Source organism: Streptomyces sp. NBC_01232 (assembly GCF_035989885.1).
Taxonomy (GTDB): Bacteria; Actinomycetota; Actinomycetes; order Streptomycetales; family Streptomycetaceae; genus Streptomyces.
The window spans coordinates 7,016,938-7,029,431 of record NZ_CP108518.1 but is presented as its reverse complement, the minus strand read 5'-3'; the positions used below and the strand labels follow the sequence as shown (position 1 = coordinate 7,029,431).

Sequence of the window (12,494 nt, the reverse complement as noted above, 5' to 3'; positions counted from 1 at the left end):
CAGAGCACACGCGCCGGCCGCGTGCTTCCCGTCACCTTCCGCGGAGAGGAACCACCCCTGATGAACGCCCCGCACGCCCCCCAGAGCACTGAACACGCCGTCCTCGCCGTCCTGTCCGGGCAGTCCCTCGCCGCCACCGCCGCCCGTGCGGGCATCGACGCCGAAGAACTCGGCGACGCCGTCACCCTCTACCGGGCAGCCGGGCAAGCCGTCCTCGCCGAGCAGGCCGCCCGCCGCGACTGGCACCAGGTCCGCATCGAGTTCGCCGACTTCGACCGCGCCGAAGACGCCGCCGCAACCCACCTCGCCCCCCTCCTGCGAACGCTGGAGGACAGCGGACTCCTGGCCGCGTGGTGGTACATCCGCAAGGCGCCATGCTGGCGGCTTCGGCTGTTGCCCACACGGGGCGCCGACCCCGCCCAACTCCACCTCGCCACCTCCCAACTGCTCGGGGCGCTCGTCCAGTCCGCAGAGATCATCCGCTGGTGGCCGACCGTCTACGAGCCGGAAGTCCTCGCCTTCGGCGGCCCGGACGGCATCGCCACCGCCCACGGCCTCCTCCACGCCGACAGCCGCTACTTCCTCGCCCGCACCCACCAGCCCCAGGGGTTGGGACGGCGCGAGATGTCGATGCTGCTGTGCACCGCCCTGTTCCGATCTGCCGGGCTGGACTGGTACGAACAGGGCGACGTGTGGGACCGGGTGGCCCGGGTGAGGCCCCTGCCCGAGGACATCACCCCCGACCACCTGAGCGGCATGGGCGGCGGACTGCGGAGGCTGCTGTCCCTCGACACCCGCACCCTGACCGGCCCCGGCGGCACGATGGAAGCCGCCGCCCCGTGGCTCGCCGCGTTCACGACTGCCGGGCAGGCCATCAGCAACGCTGCCCAGAGCGGCATCCTGCAACGCGGCCCCCGCGACATCCTCGCCCACCACGTGATCTTCCACTGGAACCGTCACGGGCTCACCGCACGCGCACAGGCCACCCTCGCCCACGCCACCCGAGCCGTCATCATGAACGCGGCTTCCGCCGACCAGGAGCCGTGACAGGACGGGTTCCCGCACGCCAGATCCGGTCGGCCTGCCATCGAGGGCAGGTGACCGGCAGCACCTGCGCCGATTGCGGTGCTCCTTCTCACCTGCCGGGCTGCTGCCAATCTGCGGGCGTCGGGCAGTGATCTGAGCACCGCTACTGCCGCCAGCCCCTCAAAGCGTGGGTGACCGAGTTCTCCGCAGCCAGCCTCGCTATGACCGCCTCGTCGAACACTAATCCGCCGCCTCAACGCCCCACCAGCACCCGGTCCCGTACGAGAAACTGAGCCGACAGCGCGGATTCATTGCCTTCCAGCTCATCAAGACCCCGGCACGGTCCCTCGCCTGACCAGGCACCGACGTACCGGCTCGCCCCTCGGGCGTAACAAGGTCAAGGGGAGATCGCCGTCCGAGACCCTGCAGCGGAGCGGACCAAATCTTGCTCAAGGCCGGGCTGGAGCCGGGCGTCCAGGCGCGAGCGGGGTCTAGTTTGTCCGGAAATGAGTGTCGATCGTGACTGCGGGTCCGAGGTGGTCGTCGCACGTCGCCGACTGGTGCGTGTGAGGTTGAGCGGGGCGGCGGCGCTAGCGGCTGGCCTGGTGTGCGGGTCGTCAGCCGCCTCAGGCCCGCGGACCCAGGCGGCAGCCGGCGGCAGGCCGCGACCCTTGGGGCCGGGGCGTGCGTGGAGTGAGCTGGAGGCGGGGAACCGCCGGTGGCGAACGTTCCACGAGAGCCATCCGGACCGCGCCGGGGATGTGCGCCGGGCGCTGGTGGACGGGCAGCACCCATTCGCGGTGGTCCTGGGGTGCGTGGACTCGCGTGTGCCGCCGGAACTGGTCTTCGACCAGGGGCTAGGTGATCTGCTCACCGTGCGATCGGCGGGCGAAGTCCTGGACGAAGCGGTCCTGGGCAGCATCGCCTACGGCGTGCTGGAGCTCGGCGTCCCGCTGATCGTCGTCCTGGGCCATCAGGGCTGCGGGGCGGTCGCCTCGGCCGTACACGCCGAGGCCGGTGGCGAGCTCCCGGCACACATCCGCTATCTGGCGGACCGGATCCGACCGGCGATCGACCACCGGCTTCAAGGCAAGGCCCGGATCGACGCGGCGGCCACCGAGAACGTGCGCCGGGTCCGGGCACGCCTTGCCGACGAGCCGGACCTCGCCGCCCGAGTCGCGGACGGCCGCCTGGCCGTGGCCGGCGCCCGCTACGAGCTGACCAGCCAGCGGGTACGTAAGGTTCCCTGACCAGCCGGGGCAGGTGAGATCGGGTAGCCGGCCTCACCACTCACCATGAACCTCCTGACGGACCCACACCCGGTAGACTTGCAGAGTTATGCAATTTACGAATTCTCGATACGATGGACGGGGGTCGCGGTGTGGCCGGGTTCAAGGAAGCGGCGCTGGAACGGGTCCGTGTGGCGCGGGCTCGTCTGCAGGCTGCACAGGAGGCTGACGACGCCTTCGAGGAGGCGCAGGCCGCAGAGGAGCTGGAGGACGCATTGCGCGTGGCCCACGATCACGGCGTCGCCACCGACGCTGGGGACAGCCGGTGAACCGGACAGTGTCACCGGCCGGTCTGAGGCGTCGGTGACGGGCCGGCACCCCGGCGGGCAGCAGGCCGTCGAGGGGCGCAAGCACGTGTGGACGGTGCCGCTGGCGCCGGGTTCCGTACGAGCCGTGCGCGAGCGCAGCGAACGCGCCCTGGTCCTCTTTGGCCTGGATAGCTCCTCCACGCTCTTCGGGGCCGTGCTCCTGGTGGTCAGCGAGCTGGTGACCAACGCCATCCGGCACGCCCAGCACTCCCCGGATGCGGAGGTCACCCTCCACATGACCGAGCACTTGCTCGTGGTATCCGTCGGGGACCTGGACTCGCGCCCGTTAACGCTGGCCGATGCCAGCCGGACCTCCGGGCAGGGGCTACGCGCGGTGGCTGACCTTGCGCGTGCGTTCGGCGGCGACGTCCGCATCGAGCCCTCCTCCGGAGGGCGCGGCAAGACGATCGTCGTCCGCTTCATCCTGCCGGAAGGCACACCTTGACCAACATCACCCAACGGGCCGTCCCGATGTACGAGATCACCTACCTCAGCACCGGCCCCAAGCAGGACGTCCGCACAGTCGAGGCCGGGGAAGTCGCGGCCGTCATCAAGTACGCCGGCGAGCACGGCATGCAGGTTCTCGTCCGCCCGTGCACCGACCTGCTCCAGGAGCCGGACACCGGGAAGGAAGACGCATCATGACGGATAACCCGCCCGAGAAGAACACGGCGGCGGACCAGGAGAAATGGAAAGAGAAGGGCGTCGCCCTGCGCGCCTTCTTCTACATCTTCGGCACGCACGTGTTCGCCGGGTTCATCTGGCTGCTGTTCTACCTGGGCCAACACGCCCAGAAATGAGACCAGGGCTGAAGCGGCGCCCGGCGGGATCCACGGACGGCAGGGCGGTTGAAGGTTCCGTCTCGGTTCGTCCGTCGAGCCCGCACAGCTGAATGCGGGCCACCCTCGGGGCCAGCGGTATCCGTGGCCGAGCCGTCGGTGCAGAACACAAGAGGGAGCGGCCGTCTTCCGGTGTCAGAAGCGCGTTGAACCCGCACTAACGGAAGACGGCCGCAGTATGTGGGGTGCGGGCCCCGCAGGGCCGGCACCGTGGGGCACCGCTCAAGCGTGGCGGCTGGCCTTGAGGTCGGCCAGAAGTTCGGCCTGGCCCTCCAGGACGCCGGAGAGGATGCCGCGGGCGACCCGCAGGAGTTCGGCGATCTGGGGGTGGGTGAGCGTGTAGTACACGTTCGAGCCCTCCCGGCGGGTGACCACCAGGTTGGCCTTGCGCAGGACGGCCAGCTGCTGGGAGAGGCTCGCGGCCTCCACCCCTACCTCGGGCAGCATCTCGGCGACCGCGTGCTCGCGTACGGAGAGGAGTTCCAGGACTCGGATGCGGACCGGGTGACCCAGCGTTTTGAAGAACTCCGCCTTCAGCTGGTACAGCGGTGTGCTCACCTTCGTACCTCTGTCCTGACTGCCCATCTCATCCACCCGGAACCGTTCCTTCGCAGGGGCATCCGTTCGCCCCTCTTCACACCTTGTGACCTCCACAATTGCAGATCCCTGCAACTCACGGGACCCGGGCGGGGCACCTTCGTGACGTTCGGACCCCCAGGGCGGGTCCTTCGCCGGTCAGGCCTTCTTGAGGAACTCGGTCTTCAAGACCAGGCCCTTGACCTTCTTGGTGTTGCACTCGACCTCGCCGGGGCGGGAGGTGAGGCGGATGTTCTTGACCAGGGTGCCGCGCTTGAGGGTCTCGGAGGTGCCCTTGACCTTCAGGTCCTTGGTCAGGGTGACCGAGTCCCCGTCCTCCAGGACGGTGCCGTTGGAGTCCTTGAAGATGATGTCGCTCATGGTGCAGGTGTCCTTCGTCGTTCTCGTGAATGGTCGTGCTGGTCTCAGGTGAGGGCGGGTTCCTCGGGGGAGGTGGGCCAGTCATCGGTGGTCCACTGCTTGACCGTGCCGTGGGCGCCGTGGGCGGACAGGGCGGCGGCGAGGTCGCAGTGGACGGTGACGGGCGGGCAGGTGGCGTCCGGGACGAGAGATCCGTCCGCGGGTATCGCGGCGAGCTCGAGTCGGCGCCCGCTCTCGCCGAGGCGGCGGGCGGCCTGCGCGACCGCGATCTGCCCGCCGGCCGACCAGCCCAGCAGACCGGTCAGGTCGAGGATGACCGGGCCGGTACCCCGGGCGAGCGCCCAGCCGATGGCGCCGGTGAACCGGTCGGTGGCGTCCGCGCCGAGATACCCGGCCAGGGACAGGACCCCCAGGTCCTGACTGGTCGTGTAGCGCCATTCGATCGTCATCGTCAGCTCCTCGGCTTCACAGGGGAAGGGTGATCCAGATGGCCTTGCCGCGACCGTCCGCATCCGCCCGTACGACAGCGGTGCCGCCGAGCTCCATGGTCATCTCGACCACCATGGCCAGGCCGCTGCCCGGGGCGGTGCCGAGCGCCCCGAACAGGGCGGGCTGGTAGGGGTGGCGGTCGTGGACGGCGAACGCGAACGCCCCCGGCCCGTGCGCGTAGGTCACGGTGATCATCGGGGAGGACACGGCGGCGTGGCGGACCGCGTTGGTGACCAGCTCGGCCACGATCAGCAGCGCCGGCCCGACGCTCGGATGGCGAAGGCCCACCCCGCATTCCACGAGGACCAGTTCGGTGGTCTCGCGGGCGATGCGGACGGCCGAGCCCATGGCGGGCACGTCCAGCACGTGCCGGTAGGGCATCGTCTCGACCTGGACGATCACCGGCCCGCCTCCGTCGCGGTGCGGGCCAGGCGGAATCCGGAAACGGACTGCGGGTGCAGGCGCAGCAGGGTGTCGTGGGGGCCGTGCGCCCAGCCAGGCAGGGTACGCCGGTAGTGGGCGGCCTCATCCGGGTCGGCGATGACATCCGCCGGGCCGTGCGCGCTGACCGTCCAGCCGGTGCCGGCCGGTGTTCGGATCTCATCGACCTGGTAGGTCAGCAACGCGCGTCCGGGAATCGTGGCAGCTTGAACGGGGGCGCGGACGACGAGCCGTCCGTACTCCATCACGTGTGCGGCGGGGCGGACGACGGCCAGCTCGCGCTGGACGTAGACGAGGCGGCCTTGGGCGGAGCCTTCGAGGAGCCACAGAGCTTCGGTACCGGAGACCTCGATCATGCGGCGGTCGGCGGGGACGGTCATCGAGCGGCCTTCCGGGTGCGGTGCGGTAGGTGGTGCGTACGGGGCAGCAGGCCCGCCTGCTCCAGGTGCTTGTGGGCTCCGGCGATCGCCTCCGGGGTGGTGGCGTACTCGCGGCCCTTGAGGCGCAGCAGCTCCAGGGCGCCTACGGCGTCCAGGGCTTGGCGCTGGCCGGGCCGGATGCCGGAGGTCATCACGGCGATGCCGCGCCGGTTCAGCTTCTCCACGGCGTCCTTGAGGACGAGGGCGCCGGTGGCGTCCAGGGTGGTCACCCTCGCCATGCGCAGGATGACGACCTTCACGTCGGCGACTTCGGAGAGTTCGAGGAGGAAGCGGTGGGCGCCGGCGAAGAAGAGGGGTCCGTCGATGCGGTAGGCGACGATGTGCTCCGCGAGCAGGGCGTGTTCCTCGTCGCTGTGCTCGCCGGGCAGGTCCGGGCGGAAGTCGACCTGCTCCATCCGGGCCTGGCTCGCCACCGCCTTCAGGGCGAGGGCTCCGGCGACGACGAGGCCGATGATCACCGCGTATACGAGGTCGAGGATCAGGGTGGCGGCGGCGGTCAGGACGAGGACGACGGCATCCGAGCGGGTTGCCTTCGCCATCGCGCGCAGCGAGCCGACCTCCACCATGCGGATCGCCGTGGCCAGCAGCACGCCGGCCAGGGCGGCGAGGGGGATTTTAGAGACGAGGGGTGCTGCGGCGAACACGATCACCGCGAGCACCGCGGCGTGGGTGAGCGCGGCCAGCCGGGAGGAGGCACCGGTACGGACGTTGACCGCGGTACGGGCGATGGCGGCGGTGGCGGGAACTCCGCCGAACAGCGGGGCCGCGAGGTTGGCGATGCCCTGCCCGAACAGTTCCTTGTCCGGATCGTGCTGCTGGCCCACCGTCATCCCGTCCGCCACGGTCGCCGACAGCAGGGACTCCAGCGCGGCGAGCGCCGCGACCGCGACCGCCGGAGCCAGCAGCGAGCCGAAGGCGGAAGCGTCGAGGAAGGCCAGGGACGGGGCGGGGAGCCCGGAGGGCAGGTCCCCGATCGGCGCCGCCTCGTCAAGGCGGAAGACCTGCACGATCACGGTCGCGGCGATCACCGCGACGATGGAGAACGGGATCGTCGGCTTCCACCGCGCTCCGGCCAGCATGACCACCGCGACCCCCACGGAGAGGCCGATCGCCGTCCAGTTCGGGAAGGCCACGAACTCCACGAGTGCCCGCCAGGCCACGAGCAGGACCTTCTCGCCCTCGGGCTTGTCGACCCCGAGTGCGTTGGGTATCTGCTGGAGGCCGATCACGCACGCGATCCCCAGGGTGAAGCCCTCCACCACCGGCGCCGGCACGTACCGCATGTACTGACCGGCCCGCAGAAGGGCGAGACCGACCAGCAGCACCCCGGCCATCAGGCCGACGGTGAGGACGCCGCCGGGCCCGTACTGGGCAACGATCGGCACCAGGACCACGGTCATCGCACCGGTCGGGCCGGAAACCTGGAGGTTCGATCCGCCGAACAGCGCGGCGAGCGCGCCCGCGACGACGGCGGTGGCCAGCCCCGCCTCGGCGCCCAGGCCGGAGGAGACACCGAATCCGAGGGCGAGGGGAAGGGCGACGATCGCCACGGTGAGCCCGGCCAGGAGATCCCGGCGGGGGCTACGGGCCATGACCACGTAGTCGGCCCGGGCGGGCAGGACGGAGCGGGCCCTGCCGAGCACGGCCGTCACCGCAGTATTCACGCTCACGAGGCCGGGACCTCGGACTCGCGCAGTTCCTCCAGCAGCTCGCTCTGCCCGGTCAGCACCTCGGTCAGGATCCGCCGCGCCGCCAGCATCAGCTGCGCAACGTCCCCGCCCGCCAGTGCGTAGACCACGGTCGATCCGTCGCGGGTCGAGGTGACGATCCCCGAGCGCCGAAGGACCGCGAGCTGCTGGGACAGGGCGGAGGGCTCGACCTCGATCGCGGCCAGCAGGTCGCGCACCGGCATCGGCCCGTCCTGCAACAGCTCCAGAACCCTTATCCGCACCGGGTGCCCGAGCATCCGGAAGAACTCGGCCTTGGCCTGATACAGCGGAACCGTCATGGCCGCGCACCCTTCTCACCACCCCGAGCGGGGCAAATGCCTGGTGCTGTGCCGCGGCTACCTATGGACACAGCAATCACAGCATCTATTAAATTGCAGACTTCTGCAATTCACAGATACTGCGACCCGCCCCCGCCCTCAGGAGTACGGTTCGGTCGGGACCTCGCCGCAACCCCCGTCGGCGAGGCCCCTTTCGATCTCCGACGGGCACACCCACCACTTCTCGTCAGGCCGACATGATCCGTGGTGGGGCGACTGCTACGGCTATTGCCAGGACTGGTACACCCGGCGGTTCTGGCAGGCCCCGCCCTACGACACGCTGCTAGCGACATCGAAGCACTCGCCACCCCGTCCACTCCGGGGCGCCACCATGTTGCTGAACCTGGTCCGGGCCTCCGCAACCATGGTCATCTACGCCTCGGGCATCGCCGCCCCGGCCAAAGGCCGCTGGCTCGCCCTCGTCCGCGTACCTCGAGCAGACCACAAAGAGGACCGCCCGTTGTCTCGTCGACGGTTCAGCTGTTGGCGGCCTGGGTGGCGTCGGCGTAGTTGTTGAACACGTCGAGTTCATCCTGCTCGAAGCGGCGGATACCGCCCCGGATGGAGTCGTAACCGGCCACGACGGAGGTCGCGGTGGCGTAGACATGCTCGTCGCCCTTGACCTCGAAGTGGAAGGTGAGGGAGACGCGCTTGACGTCAGCCACCCAGGCTTCGATGCGGACCGGAGTCTCCCAGGTCTCAAGCGGGTGCCGGTAGCGGATGGTCTGCTCGCGCAGCAGGAAGTTGCGAGCCAGGCGCTCGGCGGGGTCCTTGGGGACCAGCATGCTGAACATGCGCATGCGGGTCTCTTCCAGAAGGACGCCGTAACGGGAGCTGTTGAGGTGTCCGTTCGCGTCGAGGTCCGACCAGCGAACGGGGCAGTCGTAGATGTGTCGGGACACAGTGACTCCTGAGATTCGTGGGATCTGCCGTCTCTTCGAGGCGCTCGGCCGATCCGAGGACGGGCTGGCGCACCCTCCGGCGCCTACGGCCCAGGAGCTGCGGGGATCAGCCGTCCGGACGTTCTCTGTCGTCCGGACGACCGCGCCCCGACCCCCAGGCCCCCAAACGGAGACAGCATCAGGCGTGACAGTAAGTGACTTTCCTTGGTCGGCGGGCTATCCACACCGGCTAGCGGGGCGGGCCCTCGCCCTCTTGGAGGTCGTTGAAGATCTCGCGAAGGAGGGCGGCCCGGAGGTCAACCTGGGGCAGTTGCCCGTGGAGCCGGCTGATGGCCGCCTGGTCGGAGTCCGGTAGCGAGGCGCGCAGAAGTAGCTTCAGCTCCGCTCTGGCCTGGGGGTCCACGATCGGCCGGTGGATGCGGTCGACGACGGCTCCGGCACCCAGCTGCGTGATGCCCCACTCCCCAGGGACTTCCTGGATCGCCCACACCACGGAGTGATTCTCGGGCGACAGGGTGAGTCGGCACTCCGGCCCGGCCAGCACGCTGAGTGCTGGGAGCGGGACGCCGTCGGGGCCGGCGAGCGCTGCGGCTTCGTCTGCGCTGTCGACGACGAGGCGGGCGGTGAGCGCGCGGGCCGCGCGGCGGCGGGCGGCATCGGCTTCGGCCTGGGCAGAGGGCTGCGGAGTGGACGTGCTGGGATCGGCATGGGCCCAGGCGTTCCGCTTGCCACCCAGGGCGTCGGTCTCGTCATCGGAGGACTCGGCCTCGACCCAGGTGATCACCACGAACCGGCAGTGCGGCATCGACGCCGGGTACAGGACGTGGGAGACGACTTCGACGGTTTCCCAGCCCAGGGCAGGGATGATCATCCGGAAGACGTGGCCGTCCCTGTCGGCCTCCAGGTCGGCCTCGGTGCGCCATATCCGCTCGACGTCCGGGTTCTGGCGAACCTCGGCGATCAGGTCGATGAGCTCGACGTTGTCCTTGTGGGTGGCCTGGGCGAACTTCAGCAAACGGATGTAGGCCGCGGCGTGCATTTCCCAGTCGTGGTATTGGGTGCGGGCCTCGGGGTTCGTCAGGGCCCAGCGCATGAGGTTGGCGCGCGGCTCCATGACCCAGGGCCACCACTCGGCCATCGCCGCGTTGTACGCGAGGATGTTCCAATTGCGGTCGGTCAGGTACGTAGGCGAGGGCATCTGCCTGTCGATCAGAAGGCGAAGTGCCCGGCGCAGCTCCGGACTGGCGTCGATCTGCGGGTCACCGTCGAGCGTGGTGCCGATGTTGTAGAGCAGCAGGGCGTGGCGCTCGCTCTTGTCGAGCCCGAGCAGATCCGCGAGCGCTTCGCACTGGGGCTTGGTGAACCGGGGCGGAACGGCCCCCTTCTCCACGTTGCGGTAGGTCCGCACCCCCATACCGAGGGCCTTGGCCACCGGGGCCTGGGTGATCCCCGCCGCTTGGCGCCATCGCTTGAGCCAGCCACCGAACCCCATGAACTGACCGGCGATTTCTCCGCCGCGTGCGCCCTTGTTCTCGGCGCGGTCATCGCCGAAGGGGACTATCCCCTGAGCAACCATGAGGCTCTTCCTTGTCTCCGTGTTTTACACGGGAGGCACCTGCCTGAGGGCATGAAAAACGGGGGGCAGCGTGAATGCTGGCCCCCCGGCCTGGTGTCTCCCACAAAGACGATACGCCCAAGTAGTACCGATCAGTAATTTGTGGCCTCGACCACAGGGCCGTTGGTTAAACGTGCAACCATGTCCGCCGACACCCGGTGGCCCTCCACGACGAATCCGGACATTCCCTCACCTGCGGTTTTCCATGATCGAGAAAGCGGCAAATCCTTGCCGGTTTTTCTTGCAAGGTGGTGAATGATCATTCACGCCACAGACGATCACCGAAGCAAGCTAGATGGCGCTATCCAACCCCCTTGAGAGTAAGGGGCGTTACCAGGACTCCCCATGCGACCTCCACACATCCCACACATCCATCTACGCGCGTGGATTCACTCTTGAGATGCCGTTGACGAAGCCTTTGCCTGCGGGCTTAAATCCAAACCTGACCAGCCGGTACAGAGCGACAGCCTGCCGGTTCATGAACGTGGGGGCTCTTTTGAAGATCTTTATTGCGGCGCCCGGAGTGCGCATGGGCGGCGCCACCGAACAGCGGCTCACATCCACACGCGCTAACACGGCAGCAAAATGCTTGGCGTGTACATCTTTTCACGGTCCGTAGAGCCAGGTCTGGATCTTGTGCGGGCGTCTGCGTATGTTCGTCGTCCCCCACCGGGAGGCAACCCGGTGACCGGCGATTGGAACGCATGCAGGACGCACCGAGCGGCTAGTCCGTAAAAGCAATCGGCGCCCGGGAGAGGCAACTCCCGGGCGCCGGACGCGAAGAGTCTTATCTCCAGCCGAGGCAAAGGCCGGAGAGACCCGTCATCACCGCGCCGGCCCTTCCAACGGGGCACACCGGCTGCGGCATCACTCAGGGAGAGTTTTGCATGGGCACGCCCCTGCGCGAAAGGCCGGATCCTCGGGCCGCCGCTGCGGACTGTGGAGCGGATACCGCTCACCCGCCCATTTCGGGCCTCCGGTGCGGGGGTGAAAGCTGATGGCACGCATTCGCACCATCAAGCCCGAGGCTTTCGAGTCCGAGGACCTTGCCGCCGTCGATGTCACCGCGGTGCTCACGTTCTTCGGGCTGCTGACCCAGGCGGACGACTCCGGCCGGTTCCGCGACCATCCGGCCGTGATCGCGGGGCGGCTGTGGGCGCTGCGCCCGGAGCACACCCCCGCGCACGTCGCCCGTGACTTGGAGCAGCTGGCCGGGGCCGGCCTGGTGTGCCGGTACACCGGCTGCGACGGCAAGTCCTGGCTGCACATCATGACTTGGGACCGGCATCAGAAGATCAACCGTGCTTCAGACTCGCGACTGCCCCGCTGCCCGACCCACGAGGCGGCGAAGGCGTGCGGCGAGTGCGACCGTCCCCAGTGCCACACCCAGATCCCTGCGGCGGCCAGCCCACGACAGGCGCCCTCCGAAGTCCACGGGGCGCCCGCCGGCATCGTCGGCGGAGGCGATTCCGCGAATGCTCACGGAGCACTCACGCGAACCGTTCCGTCCGATTCACCCGCTTCCACCCCCACCGTGATGCACACCACTCCCACCCAGGAGCGTGAGACCGAGGCCACATCGCCCCCCTGCCCGCCCCCCGTAACACCCGCGAAGGAATCTGCAGGTCAGGGCGGTACAGGCCGAGCAGATGACGTGATGGGCGCCACATTCACTGAGGAGTCACGGCCTGGATCTAGGATCTTGGATCCTGGATCTTCCCGTAGGGAGCGCGAGGCGCCCGCACTCAGCTCCTCCCCGGAAACGGTGCTCGAAGCAGCCGACGCAAGCGAGTGGTCGGCGAAGGTCCTGATGGCCGAGTACCTGCGTGACTGCCCCGGAGGGCGTCCGCCGAAGAAGGTCCTCGGGCACCTGGGCAAAGAGATCCGCACGCTGCTGGACGAGGGCTACGGCCCCGACGTCCTGAGGCCGGCACTGGAACGGCTGCGAGCCAAGGGGCTGAACCCCAGCGTCCTGCCGAGCCTGGTCAACGAGTTCCTCAACTCCGGGCCAGCACCGTCGTCGAGCTCGAACCCGTCCTCCGCCTCCGGCGCGGGGCCCTGGACCAGCGCCTCCCCCGCCTACACGCCGTACCGCAACCCCACCGAGCCCGCCGGAATCTTCGGAGTCGCCCTGTGAACCG

16 protein-coding genes are annotated in these 12,494 nt (G+C 69.0%); 7 read left to right on the top strand and 9 right to left on the bottom strand.

The features are described from left to right. Positions 1 to 60: 60 nt before the first annotated feature. The 6 genes from OG444_RS32500 (at position 61) to OG444_RS32475 (ending at position 3,423) form a co-directional block, all read left to right on the top strand. Positions 61 to 1,047 carry a thiopeptide-type bacteriocin biosynthesis protein gene (locus OG444_RS32500; RefSeq protein WP_266444655.1) on the top strand — a complete coding sequence of 329 codons (987 nt, stop codon included), beginning with the start codon at positions 61 to 63 and terminating at the stop codon, positions 1,045 to 1,047. A gap of 485 nt (positions 1,048 to 1,532) precedes the next feature. Then, complete coding sequence (locus tag OG444_RS32495) at positions 1,533 to 2,276, top strand: carbonic anhydrase (RefSeq protein WP_327265461.1); 744 nt, start codon at positions 1,533 to 1,535, stop codon at positions 2,274 to 2,276. Between the two features lie 131 nt (positions 2,277 to 2,407). Next, complete coding sequence (locus OG444_RS32490; protein ID WP_244290821.1) at positions 2,408 to 2,584, top strand: hypothetical protein; 177 nt, start codon at positions 2,408 to 2,410, stop codon at positions 2,582 to 2,584. Between the two features lie 34 nt (positions 2,585 to 2,618). Continuing rightward, a complete protein-coding gene (locus tag OG444_RS32485; RefSeq protein WP_051763362.1) occupies positions 2,619 to 3,068 on the top strand; it encodes an ATP-binding protein in 450 nt (149 codons plus the stop codon). After that, the gene (locus OG444_RS32480; RefSeq protein WP_033221495.1) at positions 3,065 to 3,268 is read left to right on the top strand and encodes a hypothetical protein; all 204 of its coding nucleotides are present in this window, start codon (positions 3,065 to 3,067) and stop codon (positions 3,266 to 3,268) included. Before OG444_RS32485 ends, OG444_RS32480 begins: the two co-directional genes overlap by 4 nt. After that, on the top strand, positions 3,265 to 3,423 hold the full coding sequence (locus OG444_RS32475) for a DUF6126 family protein (RefSeq protein WP_167745551.1): 159 nt from the start codon (positions 3,265 to 3,267) through the stop codon (positions 3,421 to 3,423). Before OG444_RS32480 ends, OG444_RS32475 begins: the two co-directional genes overlap by 4 nt. A gap of 261 nt (positions 3,424 to 3,684) precedes the next feature. On the opposite strand, the gene OG444_RS32470 is transcribed toward OG444_RS32475, so the two are convergent. The 9 genes from OG444_RS32470 to OG444_RS32430 form a co-directional block, all read right to left on the bottom strand. Next, the gene (locus OG444_RS32470) at positions 3,685 to 4,020 is read right to left on the bottom strand and encodes an ArsR/SmtB family transcription factor (RefSeq protein WP_266444646.1); all 336 of its coding nucleotides are present in this window, start codon (positions 4,018 to 4,020) and stop codon (positions 3,685 to 3,687) included. Between the two features lie 177 nt (positions 4,021 to 4,197). Next, positions 4,198 to 4,419 (bottom strand): alkylphosphonate utilization protein, encoded by a 222-nt coding sequence (locus OG444_RS32465; RefSeq protein WP_030648694.1) that lies wholly within the window; start codon positions 4,417 to 4,419, stop codon positions 4,198 to 4,200. Between the two features lie 44 nt (positions 4,420 to 4,463). Then, positions 4,464 to 4,868, bottom strand: coding sequence for an STAS domain-containing protein (locus OG444_RS32460; RefSeq protein ID WP_266444641.1), 405 nt, complete (start codon positions 4,866 to 4,868; stop codon positions 4,464 to 4,466). A gap of 16 nt (positions 4,869 to 4,884) precedes the next feature. Beyond that, on the bottom strand, positions 4,885 to 5,289 hold the full coding sequence (locus tag OG444_RS32455; protein WP_033221651.1) for an ATP-binding protein: 405 nt from the start codon (positions 5,287 to 5,289) through the stop codon (positions 4,885 to 4,887). A 17-nt stretch (positions 5,290 to 5,306) separates the two neighbouring features. Then, entirely contained in the window at positions 5,307 to 5,729 is a 423-nt protein-coding gene (locus tag OG444_RS32450; protein WP_033221501.1) for a pyridoxamine 5'-phosphate oxidase family protein, read from the bottom strand. After that, the gene (locus OG444_RS32445) at positions 5,726 to 7,381 is read right to left on the bottom strand and encodes a SulP family inorganic anion transporter (protein WP_266445582.1); all 1,656 of its coding nucleotides are present in this window, start codon (positions 7,379 to 7,381) and stop codon (positions 5,726 to 5,728) included. The genes OG444_RS32450 and OG444_RS32445 overlap by 4 nt, the downstream gene beginning before the upstream one ends. A 74-nt stretch (positions 7,382 to 7,455) precedes the next feature. Next, positions 7,456 to 7,797 (bottom strand): ArsR/SmtB family transcription factor, encoded by a 342-nt coding sequence (locus OG444_RS32440; RefSeq protein ID WP_033221504.1) that lies wholly within the window; start codon positions 7,795 to 7,797, stop codon positions 7,456 to 7,458. Positions 7,798 to 8,312: 515 nt separating this feature from the next. Then, positions 8,313 to 8,738 carry an acyl-CoA thioesterase gene (locus OG444_RS32435; RefSeq protein ID WP_327265460.1) on the bottom strand — a complete coding sequence of 142 codons (426 nt, stop codon included), beginning with the start codon at positions 8,736 to 8,738 and terminating at the stop codon, positions 8,313 to 8,315. A 229-nt stretch (positions 8,739 to 8,967) separates the two neighbouring features. Next, positions 8,968 to 10,314, bottom strand: a complete 1,347-nt coding sequence (locus OG444_RS32430; RefSeq protein WP_266444636.1) for a helix-turn-helix transcriptional regulator — start codon at positions 10,312 to 10,314, stop codon at positions 8,968 to 8,970. Between the two features lie 1,036 nt (positions 10,315 to 11,350). Here OG444_RS32430 and OG444_RS32425 point away from each other — a divergent pair. After that, positions 11,351 to 12,490, top strand: coding sequence for a hypothetical protein (locus OG444_RS32425; protein ID WP_327265459.1), 1,140 nt, complete (start codon positions 11,351 to 11,353; stop codon positions 12,488 to 12,490). Positions 12,491 to 12,494: the final 4 nt, after the last annotated feature.